The sequence below is a fragment of the Novosphingobium sp. Fuku2-ISO-50 genome, assembly GCF_001519055.1.
Lineage (GTDB): Bacteria > Pseudomonadota > Alphaproteobacteria > Sphingomonadales > Sphingomonadaceae > Novosphingobium.
In genome coordinates, this window is sequence record NZ_KQ954286.1 from 201,972 (window position 1) to 222,521 (window position 20,550).

Genomic DNA, 20,550 nt, shown 5'->3' on the forward strand with positions numbered 1-20,550 from the left:
GTTGAGCCGCAAGTCCGCCGTGATCACCGCCGGCAGCGCCAGACGGACCGTTTCAAGACCGCCGTCGATTTCGCGCTTGACCACAACAGCATCGCCTTCGACGCTGATTTCATTGGCAAAGGTGCCCTGGCCGCGACCCAGCAGCGCGGCAATCATCTGCCCCGTCTGATTGCTGTCGTCGTCGATCGCCTGCTTGCCCGTGATGATCAGGCCCGGCTGTTCTTCGTCCGCGATCGCCTTGACGATCTTGGCCACGGCCAGCGGTTCGACTTCGTCATCGGTCGACACCAAAATCGCCCGATCCGCGCCCATCGCCAGCGCCGTGCGCAAGGTTTCCTGCGCCTTCGCCGGGCCGACCGAAACCACCACGATCTCGGTGACCACACCCTTTTCCTTCAGGCGAATGGCTTCCTCGACCGCAATCTCGTCAAACGGGTTCATGCTCATCTTGACGTTCGCGAGATCAACCCCCGTGCCGTCCGCTTTCACCCGCGGCTTCACGTTGTAGTCGATCACACGCTTTACCGTGACCAGCGCTTTCATTGCTTGCTTTCCTGTTCCTCAACATTCGACCACATTGACGGCAAGGCCGCCTTGCGACGTTTCCTTGTACTTGTCACGCATGTCGTGCCCGGTTTGGCGCATCGTCTCAATCACTTTATCGAGGCTGACCATGTGCGTGCCATCGCCCAGCAGCGCGAGCCGCGATGCGTCGATCGCCTTGACCGCGCCCATCGCATTGCGCTCGATGCACGGGATCTGCACCAGACCGCCGACCGGATCGCAGGTCAGGCCGAGGTTGTGCTCCATCGCGATCTCGGCGGCATTTTCGACCTGGCCGATGTTGCCGCCGAGCACTGCGGTCAGCCCGGCTGCCGCCATCGAACAGGCCACCCCGACTTCGCCCTGACAGCCGACTTCGGCGCCCGAAATCGAAGCATTGCGCTTGTAGAGCGCGCCGATCGCCGCCGCCGTGAGCAGAAACGTGCGCGTCCCTTCGCGCGTGCCGCGATAACACCGCACATAATAGCGCAGCACCGCCGGAATGATCCCCGCCGCGCCATTGGTCGGCGCGGTGACAACGCTGCCCCCCGCAGCATTTTCCTCGTTCACCGCCATGGCCCACAGATTGATCCAGTCGAGCACGGCCAGCGGATCGCCCAGCGTGGTCTGTTGCCGCACCGCCAGTTCGCGCGCCAGAGCGGCGGCGCGGCGCTGCACTTTCAATCCGCCGGGCAGCACGCCTTCGTTGCGACAACCGCGATCGATGCATTGCGCCATCGTATCGGCGATCAGATCGAGCCCGGCCTCGACTTCGCCGAGCGGCCGCCGAACGCATTCGTTGGCGAGCATGATGTCGGCAAAGCTGAGCCCTTCACGCGCACCGATTTCGAGCAGTTCCTCCGCCGAGACGAAATCGTGCGGCAAGTCCGGGCCCAGATCGCCGTCGCGCATGTTGCCGAGCGCTTCGTCTTCATCGAGAACAAAGCCGCCGCCGATCGAATAATACATCCGATCATCCAGCACCGCACCATCCGCATCGTGCGCAACGATCGCCATGGCGTTGCTGTGAAACGGTTTGCGCTCCCGCTGATAGAAATGAAGATCGCGCGCCGGGGCAAAGGCCACATCGTATTCGCCCATCAAGGCGAGCCGCCCGGTTTGATGGACTTGCGCCACGATCATCGGCACGCGGTCGGGATCGACCAGCGCCGGGATTTCGCCCGCCAGGCCCAGGATAATCGCGCTGTCGGTGGCGTGGCCTTTGCCGGTCAGCGCCAGCGAGCCATAAAGCGACACTTCCACATGCGCGACTTTGTCCAGCAGCCCGTTTTCGCGCAGCCGTTCGCCAAAGCGCCGCGCCGCGACCATCGGCCCGACGGTATGCGAACTGGAAGGGCCGATGCCGATCTTGAAGAGGTCAAAAACACCAGCGATCATGGCTTGCCTTTCAGGCGCGTTCGGGGATCGCGGCGATCTGCGGCGGATGGCCCCAGTGCGCCAGGGCACGCATGAGGTCCGCGCCGCTCAGGCCGATCGTCGCGGTATTGCGCAAGGGATGCACGTTGACCGTATCCGCACCAGCGAGCCGCTCGTCGAGCACCACGCGCACTTTGCCATCCGCATCATTCATCGCGGCAAGCGGCGTGACTGCGCCGGGTGTCACGCCCAACAGCGCCTCCATATCCTCCGCCTTGCCAAAGCTCAGCTTTTTGGCGCCGATCACCGGGGCCAGCGCTTTCAGATCGACGCGCACGGCATGATCGACCGTGACGAGGAAAAAAGCGCCGCCGCTGTCCTTGAGAAACAGGTTCTTGGTATGCGCACCGGGCAGCGCGGCATGGATCGCCTCGCTTTCCTCGACGGTAAACACCGCCTCGTGTTCCAGCGCGGTCCAGGCGATGCCAAGCGATTCGAGATCGGCGTAAAGCTTGCCCTCGCTCATTTGAACACCACCGTACGATTGCCGTTGAGCATGACGCGATGTTCGCAATGCGCCTTGACTGCGCGGGTCAGGACGCGGCTTTCGGTTTCCTGACCCTGGGCAATCAGGTCGTCGATCGTGTCGGCATGGTCAACCATCGACACATCTTGCGCGATGATCGGCCCTTCGTCGAGGTCTGCCGTCACGTAATGCCCCGTTGCGCCCATCAGTTTGACACCGCGTTCCCACGCGCGATGATACGGCTTGGCGCCCTTGAACGCGGGCAGCGACGAATGGTGGATATTGATCACCCGGCCTTCGAGCTTGCGACAGGTCGCGTCGGACAAGACCTGCATGTAGCGGGCCAGAATGATCAGGTCGACGCGCTGTTCCTCGATCATCGCGAGCAGTTTCGCTTCCTGCTCTTCCTTGTTTTCCGGCGTGATCGGCAAGTGGAAAAAGGGAATGCCTTCATGTTCCACGCGGCGCTGCCAGATCGTGTGGTTCGACACCACGCTGGTCACCTCCATCGGCAGGTAACGCGTCGCGGTGCGATAGAGCAAGTCGTTGAGACAGTGCCCGCCTTTGCTGACCATGATCATCGCGCGCTGTTTCACGCGCAGATCGTGGACGCTCCAATCGAGATTATAGGCAGCGGCGACCGACAGGAACGCCTCGCTGAACTTTTCGCGGGTCAGCCCCTCGGGCCCCTTGAACGCAACGCGCATGAAAAAGCGCCCGTTATGCGCGTCATCGAATTGCGCGCTGTGGGCGATGTTGCAATCCTGCGCGGCGATCGACCCGGCAATGGCCGCGACCAGCCCTTTGCGGTCCTGACACGAAACCAGCAGCACAAAATCCGGCCGAGTGAAATCAGCTCTTTGCGTCATGTCCAACGATGCTCCTCGAAGGGCGCGACCACCCTTGTTGCACACACTGTCTATTGCGGCGCGCGCGCAACGGGAATTGCCTTGGCATCAGATAAGGAGGAATGATACATAGCTTAAGGGAGCATGATCGAGGGGACATCAATGCTGCGCTTGCCATCGGAATTCGATCTCCACGCGCTGGAAGTTTTCGTAGTCACTGTCGAGCTGGGCGGCATGACCGCCAGCGCCACGCAATTGCGCATTACCCAGTCGGCCGTGTCGCAGACGATTACCCGGCTCGAAGCGGGAATCGGCACGCCGCTGTTCGACCGTTCGCTGCGCCCTTTGGGCCTGACGCCTGCGGGGCGTGCGCTTTATGAACGCGCGCGGCGCCTGCTGACCACGGCGCGCACGGTGATCGACGAAGTGCGTGAAGGCGCCAACTTGCCGGTCGACCAGATCACCATCGCCATGTCCGAAACCTTTGCCACGCTACTGACCGCGCCGCTGCTCCACCGCTTTGGCATGCGCGTCGGGCGCTGGCGCATCCGCTCGGGTATTTCGCTGCTCCAGCAACAGGATTTCCTCGCGCGCCGCGTCGACATGCTGGTGACCGGCAGCAACACGCTGGAAAAGCATCCCGGCATCGAACATCACGATGTCATGGACGATCCCTTCGTCCTGATTTTCCCCCGCGATTACAGCGGCAGCGGCGACCCGACCGAGGCCGCAAGCCGCCTGCCCTTCATCCGCTACTCGCTCGACCACGGCATGGGCCAGCGCATCGAAAGCCAGCTCACGCGGATGAAACTGCGCATGCCCAATGTGGTCGAAGTCGACATCATCCATCAGCAATTGACCTCGGTCGCGCTCGGTATCGGCTGGAGCATCACGTCGGTCCTGTGCCTCGCCGCGATGCCATCGCTGGTCGATCAACTCCGCATCGAACCCCTGCCCCGCGCCCGCTTTTCCCGCCGCGTACAAGTCGTCGGCCGCAGCGCGGAACTGGGCAACCTAGCCGAACAGACCGCCCAGATGGCCCGCGAAGTGATGATGGTCGATTGCCTCGTCCCGCTCTATCAGCAACTGCCCTGGGTGGAGGACTTGATGAAGTAACCACCTCGCACCGGCGGATTACCCCTGGATCGCCCCGTTCGCTTGTGTATATTATCAGGAGACGCCAGCCAGCCTTGCATTTCATAGCCCCATGCTATGAATTTTTCGGCCAGCGTCTTTCAGGATATCGCACGAATGGTCGTGCGTTTCCTTTTATATTCGGGATATTTTCATGTCGGCCAGATGCGCCATTTTTGTCGATTTCGACAATGTTTTCACGACACTTTGGGGTTTGGACCGCAACGCGGCGCTCCGGTTCGCATCCGAGCCGGCCGACTGGCTGCAGGTTCTTGCCAATTCCTGCCTCACCGGCGAGCCGCGCCGATGGCTCGTGGCGCGATGCTATCTCAATCCGGCGGGATATGCGCCCACGCCCGGTGAAGCCAACGATCGGCTCTATTTTTCCCGTTTTCGGCCAAGCCTGGTGCGCGCCGGGTTCGAGGTGATCGATTGCCCTGTGGTGTCGCGCGGCGGCAAGAACGCAGCCGATATACGCATGGTGGTCGATGCGCTCGATCTTCTCGGCCATCGCACGCACTTCGACGAGTTTGTGCTGGCGTCGGGCGATTCCGACTTTACCCCCCTGCTTCAGCGCCTGCGCGCCGAAGACCGCCGCATTACCATCATCTCTCCAGGCTACCTCTCTTCCGCCTATACCGCGATCGCCGACCGCGTTGTCGATTTCGATGCGATGATGGACTTGCTGGCCGCCGATGCCAATGCTGCATCCGATGGCGACGAACAGCGCGAGGCGATCAATGGCCCCGTAAACCTTCCGGACAGCAAAGCCCAATTTGCAGAGCTCATCCGCAAGCGATACGCACAAGCCGGTACGGCCTTGAATCTCGCCGCGCTGGCGTTCGAGGCAGCACGCACCTGCCCCGGCGCAAAACAGTCCGGCTGGTTCGGCACAGCCGGTTTTTCCGCTGCCGTCTCGGCATTGGATCTGCCAAACGTCCGGTTTTCGCAGCATCACATGTGGGATAGCGAAAGGCACGAGCCGCCAATTGCGGAAAGATCGAACATTGGCAGCGAGTTTCCGCCGCCTGTGGCTCTGCTTTCACGCGAGCTGGATCTGCCCCGGATCGAACAGGCCGATTGGCCAAAAGTCTTTGATGTTCTTTCGCGCTATGCAAAAAATCACGAATTCAATCTGACGGAAGCGACGCGCTGGTGCCGCGACACGCTCGCCGACGAGGGCGTGCAGACCGCGCGCAACGCGGTCGGCTACATCATGCGCGTGGCACAATTCGGCGGAGCCCGGCTGGATGCGGACGTAGCCCCCGAACCGGACGATATTGGCCGCGCCTTCCTCGGGGCAGTGCTCGACCGGGCTTCTGCCATCGGGCTGACTTTGTCGCCGGATGCCGAAGACGCTGTCGCTCAATGGCTGGGTATCGAATGGCTTGCCGAATAAGACAAAAAAATGGCCCGCAAATCCCGAGGGATGTGCGGGCCAGTCAGGGTGAACCGGTTTGATCAGACGATGCCGTCGGCGATAGAATGCCACAGCCAAGGCGCGAAGCTGCGCCAGACTTCGACGTGGAAGCGGTCGGGGGCCATGGCCCAGAGCTGAATTTCGACAGTTTCGAACACGGTGCGCGTCGCACGGCCCGGAGCGAAATTCGCAAGGTCGAGCGGGCAGCCGCGTATCAGCGCGGCGACGGCGCCGGGGCCTTCGACGGTAAAGCCGACCGAACGCGCCGTGACATCGACCACGCTGAGCGGTTGTCCCGATACGGCAGGCACCGGACTGCCTTCGGGCAGAAGCGCATGCCATTCGTCGGGGCCGAGACGGGCGATACCGTCAAGCTGCGTGCCGATGCGTTCAGGCAAGGCGCGGCCCAGCGCCGCCGACAACACGCCGACGTCCTTGGCGCGGAGCGACAGGCGCACGCGCGGTTCGGCAGGCGACAGGCTGACCGACAGGCCGTTGACCGCGCCCGTGTGCGGCGCAGTGCCGGTGGCAAGATCGGTGGCGCCGATGGCCAGCGGGGCGATCTCAATCATTGAGGCGGCTCCCTTCGGGATCATAAAACATGGGCGCGGTGACCTTGGCGCGGATGACCTTGTCGGCCATCGGCACGAAAATCGTTTCACCGATCCGCGCGCGTCCGTCGGCGATCACCGCCAGCGCGATCGTCCGGCCCAGCGTCGCGCTGTGATAGGACGAAGTGACATGGCCGATCATCGGCACCGGGATCGGCGCATCGGGGTTGGTGACCACTTGCGCGCCTTCTTCCAGCAATTCCTGCGGATCTTCGGTCAGAAGCCCGATGAACTGCTTGCGCCCCTTGCGCGTCATTTCGGGGCGCGCCAGCGAGCGCTTGCCCACGAAATCGGGCTTTTTCTTGCCCACCGCCCAGTCGAGCCCCATGTCGCCCGGCGTCATCGTGCCGTCGGTATCCTGCCCGACGATGATGAACCCCTTTTCGGCGCGCAGCACGTGCATCGTTTCGGTGCCGTAGGGGGTGATGCCATAAGGCTGACCGGCATCGAAGATCGCTTCCCACACTTTGCGACCTTCGCTGGCGGGGACATTGATTTCAAAGCCCAGTTCGCCGGTAAAGCTGACCCGGAACAGCCGCGTCGGCACCCCGGCAATGGTCCCTTCGCGCACCGCCATGTGCGGAAACGCTTCGGGGCTCAGATCGATCCCGCCGACCAGCGACGCGATCACGTCGCGCGCGCGCGGCCCTTGCAGCGCGATCACCGCCCATTGTTCGGTGGTCGAGGTCAGCCAGACGTCAAGATCGCTCCATTCGGTCTGAAGATAATCCTCCATCATCCCCAGCACGCGCGGCGCGCCGCCTGTGGTGGTGGTCAGATGAAACCGATCGTCCGCCATCCGCGCCGACACGCCATCGTCGGTGATGAACCCGTCTTCGCGCAGCAGCAGGCCATAGCGGCAGCGCCCCGGTTGCAACGCCTTCCACGGGTTGGTGTACATGCGGTTGAGAAATTCGGCGGCATCGGGACCGACCACTTCGATCTTGCCGAGCGTCGAGGCGTCAAAGATGCCGACCGACTGCCGCACCGCGCGGCATTCGCGCGCAACTGCGGCGTCCATGTCTTCGCCGCCTTTGGGGAAATAGCGCGCGCGCCGCCAGTTCGCGACGTTTTCAAACACGGCGCCTTGCGCAGTTGCCCAGTCATCGATCACCGATTTGCGCACCGGCTGAAACAGCGCATCCTTGTGGTGCCCCATCAGCGCGCCAAACGTCTGCGGCGTATAAGGCGGGCGAAACGTGGTCAGCCCGATTTCGGTCACCGGTCGCCCGAGCACGCCCGAAGCGATCTGCAAGGCATTGAGATTACTTGTCTTTCCCTGATCGGTCGCCATGCCGTTGGTGGTATAGCGCTTGATGTGCTCGATCGAGCGAAAGCCTTCCTGCACCGCGAGCTGAATGTCGCGCGCTTTCACATCGTTCTGGAAATCGACGAAAGCCTTTTGCCTGGAAACCGGCAGGCTGTTGGGCAGGACCGAAGTGATCGCGCCCGAGCCGAAATGCCAGGCCCCCGCCCCGGCGCCGACCACGCGGCACTTTTCCTGCGGCTTGCCCGGCAGATACGTGCCCCAGGCTTCGTTCCAGACCAGGCTGCCCTTGGCCTGGCTCCACAAGTGAACGCTGGGCGTCCAACCGCCCGCCATCAACACCGCATCGCAGGCAATCTTGTGCGCCGGGCCCGTTCCGCCCGCCGCAACCGTCACGCCCTTGACCGCATGGCGCCCGGCAACCGCCGTGATCGCGCTGCCGAGATGAAGCGCAATCCCCGCTGCGCGCGCCGCATCGGCCAGATCGGCGGGAACGACGGTGCGAATGTCGACGATCGCGGCAACGTGAACCCCCGCCTCGATCAGCGCGAGCGCATCGCGCCAACCACTGTCATGCGCGGCCATGATCACCACCGCGCGCCCGACCGCCACACCATAGCGCAGCGCCAGCGTGCGCCCGGCGCTCGCCAGCATCACGCCCGGCACGTCGTTGCCGTTGAACACCAGCGGGCGCTCGATCGCGCCTTGCGCCAGCACGACTTCGCCCGCGCGGATGCGCCACAGCTTTTCGCGCGGGCCCTGCGCCTCGGATGGGGCGAGATGATCGGTCAACTGTTGCGAGGCGCCGACGAAGTTCTGGTGGTAGTATCCAAACGCCGTCGTGCGCGTCAGCACGGTGATATTGTCTGCCGCAAACAGCTGCGCCGTGAGCGCGTCGAGCGTGGACCACAGTGCCGGATCGGCCAGCGCGGCGCCGCCCAGTTCATCCTGTTCGTCGATCAGGATGACGCGACTGCCCATCTTGGCAGCTTCCAGCGCGGCTTCGATCCCGGCGATGCCGCCGCCGACGACCAGCACTTCGCAATGCGCATAGGTCGCGTCATAATGATCGGGATCGCGCGTGACCGGGCTGTCGCCAAGCCCGGCGAGACGGCGGATCACCGGCTCGTAGAGCTTTTCCCAAGCCGATCGCGGCCACATGAACGTCTTGTTGTAGAACCCCGCCGGAAACAGCGCACTGAACCTGTCGTTGATCGAGACGACGTCGAATTTCAGCGAGGGCCAGCGGTTCTGGCTCTCGGCGACAAGCCCTTCGTGCAGCGAGACTTGCGGGGCGCGGACATTGGGCGTGACCCGTGCCGGGCCGCGATCGACGCTGACCAGCGCATTGGGCTCTTCGACGCCCGTCGCCAGCAAACCGCGCGGGCGGTGATACTTGAACGACCGGCCAAACAGCGTGACGCCCGACGCGACCAGTGCCGAAGCCAGCGTATCGCCGGCAAAACCCTGATAGCCCGCGCCGTCGAAGCTGAAGCTCAAGGCACGGCTGCGATCGACGCGCCCGCCGCTGGAAAGACGATACCCGCTCATGCCGCGCCACCGGTCTGGGTGATCTTGGCAGGACGCGCTTCGCCGGTCTTGTACGTCACTTCAAACCGATCGCTAACAGTGTCACGCACTGCATTGAAAAAACGGGCACAACCATGCGCATGGCGCCAGCGTTCGGCATGAAGCCCACGCGTGTTGCTGCGGATATAGAGATAACCCTCCCACTCGCTGTCGGTGAGCGCCGAAGGATCGAGCGGGCGCGCGATATGCGCCTCGCCGCCATAGGTGAATTCCACCTCGGGGCGATCTTCCTCGCAATAAGGGCAATGGATCAAAATCATCGCGGGTCTCGCAATTTCAGTGCGCAACGGCTGCGGCAGCAGCCTCGTCGATAAACCGGCCCGTGCGGAACCGATCGAGATTGAAGGCTGCGTTGATGGCATTGGGCGCGTCATGCGCGATCGTATAGGCCAGCAGATCGGCAGCGCCGGGCGTCGCCTTGAAGCCGCCGGTGCCCCAGCCGCAATTGACATAGAGCCCCGCAACCGGAGTCTTGCCCAGAATCGGCGAACGGTCGGGCGTGACATCGACGATCCCGCCCCACGAGCGCAACATGCGCATTCGCGTAAAGATCGGGAAAATCTCGCAGATTGCGGCCAGCGTATGCTCGATGATGTGCAGCGCGCCGCGTTGCGAATAGCTGACATACTGGTCGGTCCCGGCGCCGATCACCAGCTCGCCCTTGTCGGACTGGCTGATATAGGCATGCACCGTGTTCGACATGACGACGCAAGGGAAGATCGGTTTGACCGGCTCCGACACCAGCGCCTGCAAGGGATAGCTTTCGAGCGGGAAACGCAGCCCCGCCATGTCCATCACCACCGAAGTATTGCCCGCAGCAGATACCCCGATCTTCTTCGCGCCGATGAAGCCCTTTTCGGTATCGACGCCCAGCACAGCCCCGTCGGGGCCGCGACGGATGCCGGTGACCGCGCAATTCTGGATGATGTCGACCCCGCGCGCGACGGCGCCGCGCGCATAGCCCCAGATCACGGTATCATGCCGCGCCGTGCCGCCGCGCCGCTGCAGCGCGCCGCCGAGCACCGGATGGCGCGCATTGGGCGAAATGTCGAGCGGCGGGCAATAAGCCTTGCACTCTTCGGGGGTCAGCCATTCGTTGTCGACGCCATTGAGCCGGTTGGCATGAATGTGCCGCTTGAAGCTTTGAATATCATGGATATTGTGCGCCAGCATCAGCACGCCGCGCTTGGAATACATGACGTTGTAATTGAGCTCCTGGCTCAATCCGTCCCACATCTTCACCGCATGGTCGTAAAGATGCGCGCTTTCGTCATAGAGATAGTTGGAGCGGATGATCGTGGTGTTGCGCCCGCCGTTGCCGCCGCCGATCCAGCCCTTTTCGATCACCGCGACATTGGTGATGCCGTATTTCGCGGCCAGGTAATAGGCCGCGCCAAGACCATGGCCGCCGCCGCCGATGATGATCACATCATAGGCGGGCTTTGGCGCCTTTTCGGGCCAGTGCTCGGGCCAGCCCTTGTGCCCGTTCATCGCCTCGGCGATGAGGTTAAGTCCGGAAAAGCGCTTCATTACAGAATGATCCAGTCCATTTCTCAGGCCGCTTCGATGGCGCGTTCGCTGGCTTCGACGTAAAATGTCTTGAACGCATCGACGAGCTTTTCCTCGACCGAATACAGCCCCTGGCGATAACCGTCGGTCATGATACCCTTGTGGTTCAGCGCCGCCAGATAGCTGTCTTGCGCATTGGTCGCGCGCCACACGGCGGCCAGGTTTTCGGGATCGTAATCGACGCCTTCGACCGCGTCCTCGTGGACCAGCCAGGTCGTGCGCAACAGCGTCTTGTCTGGGCCGAGCGGGGTCAGCGAAAACGTCACGACATGGTCGTTGCAGAAATGGTGCCAGCTATTGGGCTGGGTCCACACCGACAGGCTGCTCGGTTCATCAAGCCCGTGCGCCCAGATCGGGATGCGGCACGCCGGCTTACCGTCGAGCGTCTGCGACACCGCGCCATGCGCCAGCGGCAATCGGGCGACGCGGTGCCAGCCGGTCCGGCCATTTTCCTCGGGGAACTCGATCAGGTCGTGATAGATCCCCAGATCCCGCCAATGCTGGCGCTGCGCCTCGAGCATGGCATCGAACGCGGCATCGTCGACCACATCTTCCGCGCCATCTTCGGGCAGGCCCTTGCCGAACCCGTAGGTCGACAGCGATTTCAGCAGTTCGGGGTGGTTCTGGTCGCAGTGGTAGCACTCGCGATTGTTTTCCATGACCAGCTTCCAGTTGGCCGGTTCGATCAGGGAATCCTGAACCGCGACTTTCAGCGTGTCGAGATTGTAGAGGCTGACCTGTTCGGCAATGTCAGCCTTGGCCCGGCCAAACGGCGGCGGGTTGTCCGACAGGCACACGAACAGCAATCCGGCAACGTTTTCCAGCGCCACCGAAACCAGCCCGTGATCGGCCTTTTCGAATTCGTCGGGCATGTTGCGTGCCGCCAGCAGCTTGCCGTCGAGCCCGTAAGTCCAGAAGTGATAGGGGCAGATCAGGCGCGGAGAATTGCCGCTTGCCGCCTCGCAGATCCGGGCACCGCGATGGCGGCACGAATTGTAGAACGCGCGGATTTCACCATCGCGCCCACGCACGATGATCACCTGGTTGTTGCCCAGTTCGAAAATGAACCAGTCGCCCGGATTTTTCGCCTGCGCCACGGTACCGGCATACAGCCACACCGATTTGAGCATGACCTCGGTGTCGAAATGAAACGCCTCGTCACCGACGTACAGATCGCGCGGCAAGGTCATGCCCGCCCGGTCGTGTTTGAGCAGTTCGGCGATTGTGTCGAAAGTATGCATTGCGATCAGCTCCGCAAGGCGTTGTTTTCAGGATCAAACGGCGATTCGGGGATGACCACGGCCCGGTGCGCGGTGCCCAGGATCGAAATTTCAAGCTCGGTGCCGACCGCAGCATGGTCCGGCCCGACCATCGCCAGCGCCAGGCTTTTGCCCACGCGCCAGCCATAACCGCCCGACGTCGCGCGACCGATCAGCGCGCCATCGCGATAGATTGGCTCCGACCCGCGCGCATCGGCGTCGGTCACGCCAAACACTTCGAGCGTCACGAGCTGCCACTTCAGCCCGGCTTCCTTGTGCGCAAGAACGCCTTCGCGCCCCTTGTACGCCGGTTTCTTCATGCTGACAAAGCGTTCGAGGCCGCTTTCGAGCGCATTGTATTCGATCGACAGTTCGCGCGGGATCAGCTTGTAGCTCTTTTCCAGCGCCATCGCGGTCATCGCGCGAATGCCGAACGGCTTGATGTCGAATTCCGCGCCCGCCGCCATCAGCGTGTCGAAGATGTAGTTCTGCATCTCGATCGGGTGATGGATTTCCCAGCCCAGTTCGCCGATGAAATTGACGCGCAGCGCATCGACCCGCGCCGCGCCGATCGAAATCGGCTTTCCGGTCAACCACGGGAATGCCGCATTCGACAGATCAGCGCCGGTTACTTTGGCCAGCACGTCGCGCGAACGCGGCCCGGCGAGCACCAGCACGCCCATCGCCGTGGTCAGCCGTTCAAACCGCACCGAACCATCGGTCGGCAGCGCCTTCAACAGATAATCATGGTCATGGCGTTCAAGCGCCCCTGCCGAGACGAGATAATAGGTCTGGGGCGCCTTTTTGTAGACGGTGAATTCGGCGCGGACCCCGCCTTCGTCGGTCAAAAGGTACGACAGCGACAGCTTGCCGACTTTCTTGGGGACGACATTCGACAACAGGCCGTTGAGCCAATCCTCGGCACCGGGGCCGGTGATCAGGCACTTGGCAAAGGCGCTCATGTCCTGAAGGCCGACCTTTTCCGAAACGTGGCGGCATTCGGCGCCGACGAATTCGAAATAGTTCGAGCGACGGAACGACCACTTTTCGCGGATCGGTTCGCCCGGCACGACCGGGTGATTTTCGTTGAGAATGGTATCGGCCTTGTCGAGATCGGCCTCGGTCAGCTCATAGCCCCTGGGCGCAAACCAGTTGGGGCGTTCCCAGCCGAACACCGAACCGAACACCGCGCCCAGATCCTTCATCCGATCATAGCACGGCGTGCGGCGCAGCGCGCGCGCCGCTTCGCGCTCTTCGTCAGGGTAGTGGATCGAAAACACTTTGGCATAGGCTTCTTCATTCTTTTCGATGAGATAGCCTTCGCCGGCATAGTCGCCAAAGCGGCGCGGATCGACACCCATCATGTCGATCGTCGGCTCGCCGTTGACGATCCATTCCGCCAGCTGCCAACCGGCACCGCCGGCTGCGGTGATGCCGAAGGAATGGCCTTCGTTGAGCCAGAAGTTCTTCTTGTCCCAGGCAGGTCCGACGATGGGCGACCCGTCGGGCGTATAGGCAATGGCGCCGTTGTAGACTTTCTTCACGCCGACTTCGCCAAACGCGGGAACGCGGGCGATGGCGGAAAGGATATAGGGCTCAAGCCGATCGAGCGCGTCGGGGAACAGTTCGTATTCGCTGTTCGCCGCCGGACCCTTTACATAGCATGCAGGCGCGCCGATTTCGTAGGGCCCGAGCAAGAGACCGCCGGCTTCTTCGCGCATGTACCAGCTGGCGTCGGATTCGCGCAGTACGCCCATTTCGGGCAGGCCCTGACGCTTGCGCTCCATGATCGCCGGGTGCTGCTCGGTCACGATATATTGATGCTCGACCGGGACCACCGGAATGTCGAGCCCGATCATTTCGCCGGTCTGACGGGCAAAGCTGCCGGTCGCCGACACGACATGTTCGCAGGTGATTTCGCCCTGATCGGTCGTGACCACCCATTCGCCATTGGCCTTTTGCACAATGCCGGTGACGGTGGTGTTCCGATAGATCGTGGCGCCGCGCTGCCGCGCCCCCTTGGCCAGCGCCTGAGTCAGGTCGGCAGGCTGAATATAGCCGTCGGCCGGATGCTGGATCGCACCGAGAATGCCGTCGGTTTCGGCCAGCGGCCACACTTCGCGAACTTGCTCGGGGGTCAGCCAGTTGACGTCGACGCCGATCGTCTTGGCCACGCCCGCGTAATAGCGGTATTCGTCCATGCGGTCCTGGCTGGTCGCCAGACGGATGTTGGAAACCCTGGAAAAGCCCACATTCAGCTCGGTCTCCGCCTCAAGCGAGGGGTAGAAATCGACCGAATACTGATGCAGCTTGCCGACCGAATAGCTGAGGTTGAACAGCGGCAAAAGACCTGCGGCATGCCAGGTCGAACCCGAGGTCAGCTCCTTGCGCTCGATCAGCACGACGTCCGACCAGCCGAGCTTGGCCAGGTGATACAGCGTACTGACGCCAACCACCCCGCCACCAATCACCACCACGCGCGCTGTCGTCTTCATGCTCGCCCCTCAGGCTTTTCAAACCGATGTGAACCCACGGTATGCCAGTTTCACGCCCCCCTCGCCAAGGCCGCTTATCCTCATACGAAACACTAATGACCAATATCAGCAAAACTTAAATCAAAGGCGCAAACCGGGCGCAGTCATGATGGCGCCCCTTTTTCACGCACGATGCCCCGGAACCTTGCGGAACCGGGGCATCTCGGCGTTCAGATCGGCAACACCTCAGAAGTGATAGCGGACATTGATCCCCCAGGTGCGCGGCCGGTTGTAAACCGACTGGGTTGCGCCGGAATAGTACACCCCGTCGTAAGCATAGATCCGATAGGCCCGGTTGAAGATATTGTTCACATAAAAGGCCAGATCGACATTGCTGCCCTTCGGGGTAAACCCGATGCGCGCGTTTTCGACATGGTACGCCGGCTCCTCTTCGACCGGAGCGCACATCAAGGTAAAGCACATGTGCGACTGGTACATGGCATCAGCCTGGATCATCGCATTGCCGCCGGCCAGCGGGAATTCATAACGCACCAGCGCATTGCCCGACCAGTGCGGCGCCTGCGGCAGGTCATGTTCGACAACCGTCACGCCGTCGGGCAACGTCACGTTGGGGACATGGCTTTCTTCCCATGAACCCGTCAGATTGAGCGTCAGGCCGTCAATCGGGTGCGAACTGAATTCAGCCTCGATCCCTTTTGCCTTGGCCTGCAGGTTGACGATTTCCTGCGTATAACCGACTTGCTCGAACGCCTGATAATTGTGGTAATCGTAATAGTAGGCGACGATGTTCAGGCTCGAATGGCCGGGCAGACTGGTCTTGATGCCCACTTCATAGTCATTGAGCACTTCAGGGCGGAACGCGATGCCGTTGATCGTGTCATAGACCGCCTGCCCCGGGAACGGCGTGCCGGTCGAGAAGCTGAAGCCGCCCGACTTGGAACCCCGGTTGTAGCTGGCATAAAGCAGCGTGTTGGTCGTTGGCTTGTAGTCCACTTCGGCCCGCACGGTCACCCCGGAGTAGTTGGGGTGGGTGTCAGCGGGCGTCGCCGTGATCGTGCCGCCGGTAGTCGCGCCGGTAGGATCGTTGAACGAGATCCCGTCGGGGCAATAGTGCATGGTAAAGCCTGACCAGTATTCCTGGCCGTTATAACAGCCAAGTTTGTGGTCATGCCAATAGCGCGCGCCCAAAATCAGCTTCCACTGATCATTGGCCTTGAATTCGTCCTGTGCGAAAAATGCAAAGCTTCGGGTCTGCTGATAGAACTGCACCTGCGGATCATACTGATCGAAGGGCGTGGCATATTGCGCGGCAAAATGGCTTTCGATCGACATCCCGAACGCGCCGAACACCAGATAGTTTTTGCCGAAGCTGGTCGCCGCGCGCAGTTCTTCGGAAACCTGGTTCATCCGGTCCCGCTGATTGAAGATCGTACCCGGCGCGTAGCAGGTCACCGAGGGAATGCCGGGGCAAGGACCGGGCGTATAGGTCGCGCCCTGCACATAGGGAAATTCGGGCTGGCTATCGCCCATTTCGTTGTAAAACTTGTTGAGGTATTGATAGTCGGTGATCGACGTCAGGTCGAACAAGCCGACTTTGGCATCCATCCGGTAAGTCGCGCCAAAGAACTGGCGCTCGACTCCCGGGTCGCCGGTCGCCGCAATCGTCCAGGGATTGCCGCCTTGCCACGCGATTACCGACGGGTTGAAATAGCCCGTGCCCATCGCGCCCGGCTTGTTGCCGCTCGTCGCGGCCCAGAGGCCGCAGACCTGGTTGGGTGCGAGGTTTACACCCTGGTCCTGCGCATTGGGGCACGATGGCGACAGCGCGTACATCGCCCCCTGCCGCTCGTGATCCGCCTCGGTATAACGCAGCGTCAGCTTGGCCTTGAAATCGCTCGACGGTTCCCATTTGAAAATGCCGCGCAGCGCCCAATGGTTGTTGGCGCCACGGTTGGGCTGGCCGGGGATCACGTCCTTGATATAGCCATCGTCGCGGTCATAGAGGCCCGAGACGCGCACGTCGAAATCCTTGGCGATCTGCCCCTGCAACGCGCCCTCGACAATGACCTCGTTGAACCGGCCGTAAGTCGCGGACAGATAGCCCGCAGTCTGGTCGGTCGGCTGCGTGGAAATGAACTGTACCGCGCCGCCGGTGGCATTGCGGCCAAACAGCGTGCCCTGCGGCCCGCGCAGCGCTTCGGCGCGTGCCAGATCGAAAATCGGGAAGCCGGCGGTCGACATCGTCGATGAATAGCTGTCATCCTGATAGACGGCGACCGGCGGCTCCTGTTCGTCGCCATAGGAATTCTGTGCCACCCCGCGCATGTTGAACACCACCTGCGACGAGGCATAGGCATTGAAGCGCAAATTGGGCACGGCCCGAACGACGTCGGTCGCATTGGTGATATTGAGGTCTTTGATCGTTTCCTTGTCGAGCACGGTGATCGCGATGCCGACGTCCTTCAGCTTCTGCTCGCGATGCTGCGCGGTCACGACGATGTCGGTCGATCCGGTCGTCGACAGGCTTGCGTCGGCAGGCGCCGCCTGGGCCATCGCGCAATCGGGGCCGAACGCGATCAGCGCGGCCCCGGCCATCAGACCGGCGGTGATGGCACGGTGGGCGGCCGTTCGACTCTTGCCCGGCATTTGGCCCATCGGGCCCTGTTGTACAGTCCTTGACATTGATAGCTCCCCTTCAAGCCATCTGAAACCCGATGGCGCTTTTCTTGATCAACCCGTTCCCAGTGCCAAAAGGTGCCTCAAGCGCCGCAACGCAGCAAGACGTCCGCCCCACCCTTTTTAGGGTTCGAGACGCCTCGAAACGCGTCGTAAAAATTCCTTAATATAACATATTATCAATATGTTATGCGGTATTTTTGGGGCAACTTACTCTTTCGGCCACTTTGTATCGGCAATAAATTTTATTTCCTGACGGTCTTTTTCATGGCCCCTGTCGCATTTTTGGCACTACCGGCGCAAAAGGCGTTCTCGACGATCCCTTCGCACGCCTGTTCGCAGCCATTTGCCGATTGCCGCAGGCGGGGCGATCAAAGGCCCCCGCGCTGACTTTCCGGCGCCTCCACCGCAGGAAGCAACGCGCTGAAATTCATGATTTTGCTGCAGCAGCAAAGATCTCCGTCAGCGCCCTCCATCGGAAAAAGTTATCGTTTTCATAAGCATTTTTTAAAATGGTCGCACCCCGAAAAATCATCTCAACAAATTGATTTATTGAGCTTTTCGCTACCAGTTTGAAATTGCTGCAATGCCGCATCGCGTCAAAATCGACGCCTCGGCCCGCTTGCCGAATTGCGACGTTTGATGCACCTTTTGCTCACAGGGAATGGGCCGATCGTGCATGGCGCGATCGGTTTTCAGATGGCTTGAAGGGAAGCTATCAATGACAATGACAACACATGAGGATCCGAAGGGCCGGACGTCGACCACACGCCGGACCGCAACCACGCGCACCGTTTTGACCGGCAGCCTGCTGGCCGGGGCCGCATTGATCGCGTTCGCCCCCGATTGCGCGATGGCCCAGGCCGAGGTCGCCCAACCGACAGTCGCGCCCGACATCGTCGTCACCGCGCAGCGCCGCGAGCAAAAGCTCAAGGATGTCGGTATCGCGATCACGGTTCTCGACAAGGAAACGATCAAGAACCTCAACATCACCAACGCGACCGACGTCATTCGCGCCATTCCGAACTTGCGCTTCAACGCCTATGCCTCGTCGCAAGTGGTGTTCAACATGCGCGGCATCGCGCAGAACGACTATGGGGACGAGCAGGAACCGCCGGTCGCGGTCTATCAGGACGACAGCTATTCGTCGTCGATGGCCACCGCCAGCTTCCCGATTTTCGACCTGGCGCGCACCGAAGCGCTGCGCGGGCCGCAGGGTACGCTGTTTGGCCGCAATGCCACCGGCGGCGCGGTACAGTTTATCTCGGCCCAGCCGACCGATCACACCGAAGGCTATCTGTCGGGGACATTCGGCAGCTTTCACCAGACCACTGTCGAAGGCGCGCTGTCGGGTAAGATCGCCAAAGACTTCGACGTGCGCGTCTCGGGCATCTATGATCACGACGACGGCTATATCAAGGACATCCTGCCCGGCCAGCCCAACCGCGGCGGGAACAACCATTGGGCCCTGCGCGGCATTTTCAAATGGACGCCGTCGAGCGATTTCACCGCCAAGTTGACACTGCGCTATACCGAATCCGATCATGAGCGTCAGGCCGCGATGTACGCCCTGTCGCCATCATGCCCCAATGCGCAAATGCAGGGCGAGAACCTCTATCCCGGCCAGACCTGCTCTTACTGGGGCACGACCGGAACGATGGCGACCGGCTATACCAACAAGTCGGTGATCGCCTGGCAGGGCGGCAACCCATGGTCGATCGCAGCCACCGGTGATCCGGGCGTCAGCCGCCAGTTCTTCGGCGCAACCTACCGGATGGATGCCAAAGTCGGCCTGTTCGACCTGACCTCGATCACCGATTACCAGTACGTCAACAAGTTCTATAACGAAATGGGCGACAGCCAGCCCGAATTTCCCTATGTTCAGGGCGCTTCCTATACCCCGGGCCCCTGCCCCGGCCTGACTTCGGTCACATGCTATGCGCCGGGCACGATCTTCTATCAAAAGGACAAAACCAACCAGGTCTCCGAAGAACTGCGCGCCGCGACCAGCTTCGGAAAGAACTACCTGGTATTCGGCGCATTCGGGATGGCGATCGAAAGCCATTTTGCCGCACAATATGCGACCCCGTTTGACAGCTACGACCCGACGGTGACGTTCTACCAGCACACGTCGAGCTTTGCCTTCTTTGCCCAGGACGAATTCAAGGCCACTGATCAGTTGAAGCTGATCCTTGGCGCACGGTACTGGCAGGATCACAAGCAAGGCTGCTATAACGGGAAAGAGTACTATAGCAATTTTACAATGCATTATTGCCCCGATGGGCTGAGCTTCAACGACCCGGCCAATCTTCTTTCCGGCAGCACCGCCGCCGGCAGCTTTACCGCCAGTCCGTCGCAGGCGGACCCGACGTTCCGGGGCGTCACCATCCGCGCCGAAGTGGATTACAAGCCGACGACGAACACGCTGCTCTATGCCAGTTACAACCGTGGGTCGAAGTCGGGCGGTTTTACCTTCTCGACCGGCACGCCGACACTGTCGGCCACCGATCAGGCGGTCTATGACACGATCAACGGTATCGCATTCCGCCCCGAGGTGCTCAACGACTATGAAATCGGGGTGAAGACCAACCTGCCCGGCCATTCGACATTCAACCTGGCGGCCTATTACTACGATTATCACAATTACCAGGCGTTTGTGCAGGTCGGCTACACCCAGGAAATCCGCAACCTTCCGGCCAAGGCGGGCGGGATCGAGGCCGAATTCACCTCGCACCCTATCCCCGGACTGACTATCAATCTGTCCGGCTCGTGGGAAGAAAGCCATGTCCACGACGTGCTGCTGCCCGATGGTGCGACTGTGGTCACCCACGATCTGCCGCAGGCGCCGCAGTGGTCGGGCAACGCGCTGCTGCGCTATGAATTCCCGCTCGCCGGGGGCAATGCGGCAGTTCAGGCCGACGCGCTCTATCAGTCGCACATGTGCTTTACGGTGATGTGTGCGCCCGTCGAGCAGGAGCCGGGATACCACACCGAGAACGCGCGCATTTCGTTTAGCCCGAAAGACAGCAATCTCGATCTCGCGGTTTACGTCAACAACGTGTTCAATCGCGCCTATCGCATCTACGCTTACGACGGGTCGCTGTTCTTCGGCTCGACCGAAGGGATCTATGGCAAGCCCCGCACCTGGGGCGTGACGGCCCGGTATCACTTCTGATCCCGGTATTACTTCCAATCGATGCCAGGCTGACGCAGAACGATGCCCCGGGCCGCAAGG

At 61.6% G+C, this 20,550-nt stretch carries 14 protein-coding genes; 3 read left to right on the forward strand and 11 right to left on the reverse strand.

The window, feature by feature from the left end; genetic code table 11:
* The 4 genes from AQZ50_RS03880 to purU all read right to left on the reverse strand — a co-directional run.
* Positions 1-543: electron transfer flavoprotein subunit beta/FixA family protein (locus tag AQZ50_RS03880; protein ID WP_067742885.1), on the reverse strand; the 543-nt coding region annotated here is incomplete at its 3' end.
* 18 nt (positions 544-561) lie between these two features.
* Positions 562-1,941, reverse strand: coding sequence for an L-serine ammonia-lyase (locus AQZ50_RS03885; RefSeq protein ID WP_067742888.1), 1,380 nt, complete (start codon positions 1,939-1,941; stop codon positions 562-564).
* A 10-nt stretch (positions 1,942-1,951) separates the two neighbouring features.
* Positions 1,952-2,446, reverse strand: a complete 495-nt coding sequence (locus AQZ50_RS03890; RefSeq protein ID WP_067742891.1) for a prolyl-tRNA synthetase associated domain-containing protein — start codon at positions 2,444-2,446, stop codon at positions 1,952-1,954.
* Positions 2,443-3,315 carry a formyltetrahydrofolate deformylase gene (gene purU, locus AQZ50_RS03895; protein WP_067742894.1) on the reverse strand — a complete coding sequence of 291 codons (873 nt, stop codon included), beginning with the start codon at positions 3,313-3,315 and terminating at the stop codon, positions 2,443-2,445. The genes AQZ50_RS03890 and purU overlap by 4 nt, the downstream gene beginning before the upstream one ends.
* A 141-nt stretch (positions 3,316-3,456) precedes the next feature.
* On the opposite strand from purU, the gene AQZ50_RS03900 reads away from it, so the two are divergent.
* Both AQZ50_RS03900 and AQZ50_RS03905 read left to right on the forward strand, forming a co-directional pair.
* On the forward strand, positions 3,457-4,410 hold the full coding sequence (locus tag AQZ50_RS03900; protein ID WP_067743780.1) for a LysR family transcriptional regulator: 954 nt from the start codon (positions 3,457-3,459) through the stop codon (positions 4,408-4,410).
* Positions 4,411-4,582: 172 nt separating this feature from the next.
* Positions 4,583-5,827: an NYN domain-containing protein gene (locus tag AQZ50_RS03905; protein ID WP_067742896.1), complete on the forward strand. Its 1,245-nt coding sequence runs from the start codon at positions 4,583-4,585 to the stop codon at positions 5,825-5,827.
* 62 nt (positions 5,828-5,889) lie between these two features.
* Here AQZ50_RS03905 and AQZ50_RS03910 read toward each other — a convergent pair whose 3' ends face one another.
* From AQZ50_RS03910 to AQZ50_RS03940, 7 genes are all read right to left on the reverse strand, one after another.
* A complete protein-coding gene (locus AQZ50_RS03910) occupies positions 5,890-6,420 on the reverse strand; it encodes a sarcosine oxidase subunit gamma (RefSeq protein ID WP_067742899.1) in 531 nt (176 codons plus the stop codon).
* Positions 6,413-9,277, reverse strand: coding sequence for an FAD-dependent oxidoreductase (locus AQZ50_RS03915; RefSeq protein ID WP_067742902.1), 2,865 nt, complete (start codon positions 9,275-9,277; stop codon positions 6,413-6,415). The genes AQZ50_RS03910 and AQZ50_RS03915 overlap by 8 nt, the downstream gene beginning before the upstream one ends.
* Positions 9,274-9,576, reverse strand: a complete 303-nt coding sequence (locus tag AQZ50_RS03920) for a sarcosine oxidase subunit delta (RefSeq protein WP_067742905.1) — start codon at positions 9,574-9,576, stop codon at positions 9,274-9,276. Before AQZ50_RS03920 ends, AQZ50_RS03915 begins: the two co-directional genes overlap by 4 nt.
* 16 nt (positions 9,577-9,592) lie before the next feature.
* Positions 9,593-10,846: a sarcosine oxidase subunit beta family protein gene (locus AQZ50_RS03925; protein ID WP_067742907.1), complete on the reverse strand. Its 1,254-nt coding sequence runs from the start codon at positions 10,844-10,846 to the stop codon at positions 9,593-9,595.
* Between the two features lie 23 nt (positions 10,847-10,869).
* Complete coding sequence (locus tag AQZ50_RS03930) at positions 10,870-12,126, reverse strand: aromatic ring-hydroxylating oxygenase subunit alpha (RefSeq protein ID WP_067742909.1); 1,257 nt, start codon at positions 12,124-12,126, stop codon at positions 10,870-10,872.
* Positions 12,127-12,131: 5 nt separating this feature from the next.
* Positions 12,132-14,639, reverse strand: coding sequence for a GcvT family protein (locus AQZ50_RS03935; protein WP_067742912.1), 2,508 nt, complete (start codon positions 14,637-14,639; stop codon positions 12,132-12,134).
* A gap of 225 nt (positions 14,640-14,864) precedes the next feature.
* Complete coding sequence (locus AQZ50_RS03940; protein WP_156427218.1) at positions 14,865-17,321, reverse strand: TonB-dependent receptor; 2,457 nt, start codon at positions 17,319-17,321, stop codon at positions 14,865-14,867.
* Between the two features lie 715 nt (positions 17,322-18,036).
* On the opposite strand from AQZ50_RS03940, the gene AQZ50_RS03945 reads away from it, so the two are divergent.
* Positions 18,037-20,490, forward strand: coding sequence for a TonB-dependent receptor (locus tag AQZ50_RS03945; RefSeq protein WP_231730099.1), 2,454 nt, complete (start codon positions 18,037-18,039; stop codon positions 20,488-20,490).
* The last annotated feature ends 60 nt before the right edge of the window (positions 20,491-20,550 follow it).

What these genes read in the sequence shown, in the direction of transcription:
- purU (WP_067742894.1), bottom strand. Translation starts at nt 3,315, where the DNA reads ATGACGCAAAGAGCTGATTTCACTCGGCCGGATTTTGTGCTGCTGGTT.
- AQZ50_RS03885 (WP_067742888.1), bottom strand. Translation starts at nt 1,941, where the DNA reads ATGATCGCTGGTGTTTTTGACCTCTTCAAGATCGGCATCGGCCCTTCC.
- AQZ50_RS03915 (WP_067742902.1), bottom strand. Translation starts at nt 9,277, where the DNA reads ATGAGCGGGTATCGTCTTTCCAGCGGCGGGCGCGTCGATCGCAGCCGT.
- AQZ50_RS03890 (WP_067742891.1), bottom strand. Translation starts at nt 2,446, where the DNA reads ATGAGCGAGGGCAAGCTTTACGCCGATCTCGAATCGCTTGGCATCGCC.
- AQZ50_RS03935 (WP_067742912.1), bottom strand. Translation starts at nt 14,639, where the DNA reads ATGAAGACGACAGCGCGCGTGGTGGTGATTGGTGGCGGGGTGGTTGGC.
- AQZ50_RS03925 (WP_067742907.1), bottom strand. Translation starts at nt 10,846, where the DNA reads ATGAAGCGCTTTTCCGGACTTAACCTCATCGCCGAGGCGATGAACGGG.
- AQZ50_RS03930 (WP_067742909.1), bottom strand. Translation starts at nt 12,126, where the DNA reads ATGCATACTTTCGACACAATCGCCGAACTGCTCAAACACGACCGGGCG.
- AQZ50_RS03900 (WP_067743780.1), top strand. Translation starts at nt 3,457, where the DNA reads ATGCTGCGCTTGCCATCGGAATTCGATCTCCACGCGCTGGAAGTTTTC.
- AQZ50_RS03905 (WP_067742896.1), top strand. Translation starts at nt 4,583, where the DNA reads ATGTCGGCCAGATGCGCCATTTTTGTCGATTTCGACAATGTTTTCACG.
- AQZ50_RS03920 (WP_067742905.1), bottom strand. Translation starts at nt 9,576, where the DNA reads ATGATTTTGATCCATTGCCCTTATTGCGAGGAAGATCGCCCCGAGGTG.
- AQZ50_RS03940 (WP_156427218.1), bottom strand. Translation starts at nt 17,321, where the DNA reads ATGTCAAGGACTGTACAACAGGGCCCGATGGGCCAAATGCCGGGCAAG.
- AQZ50_RS03945 (WP_231730099.1), top strand. Translation starts at nt 18,037, where the DNA reads ATGACAATGACAACACATGAGGATCCGAAGGGCCGGACGTCGACCACA.
- AQZ50_RS03910 (WP_067742899.1), bottom strand. Translation starts at nt 6,420, where the DNA reads ATGATTGAGATCGCCCCGCTGGCCATCGGCGCCACCGATCTTGCCACC.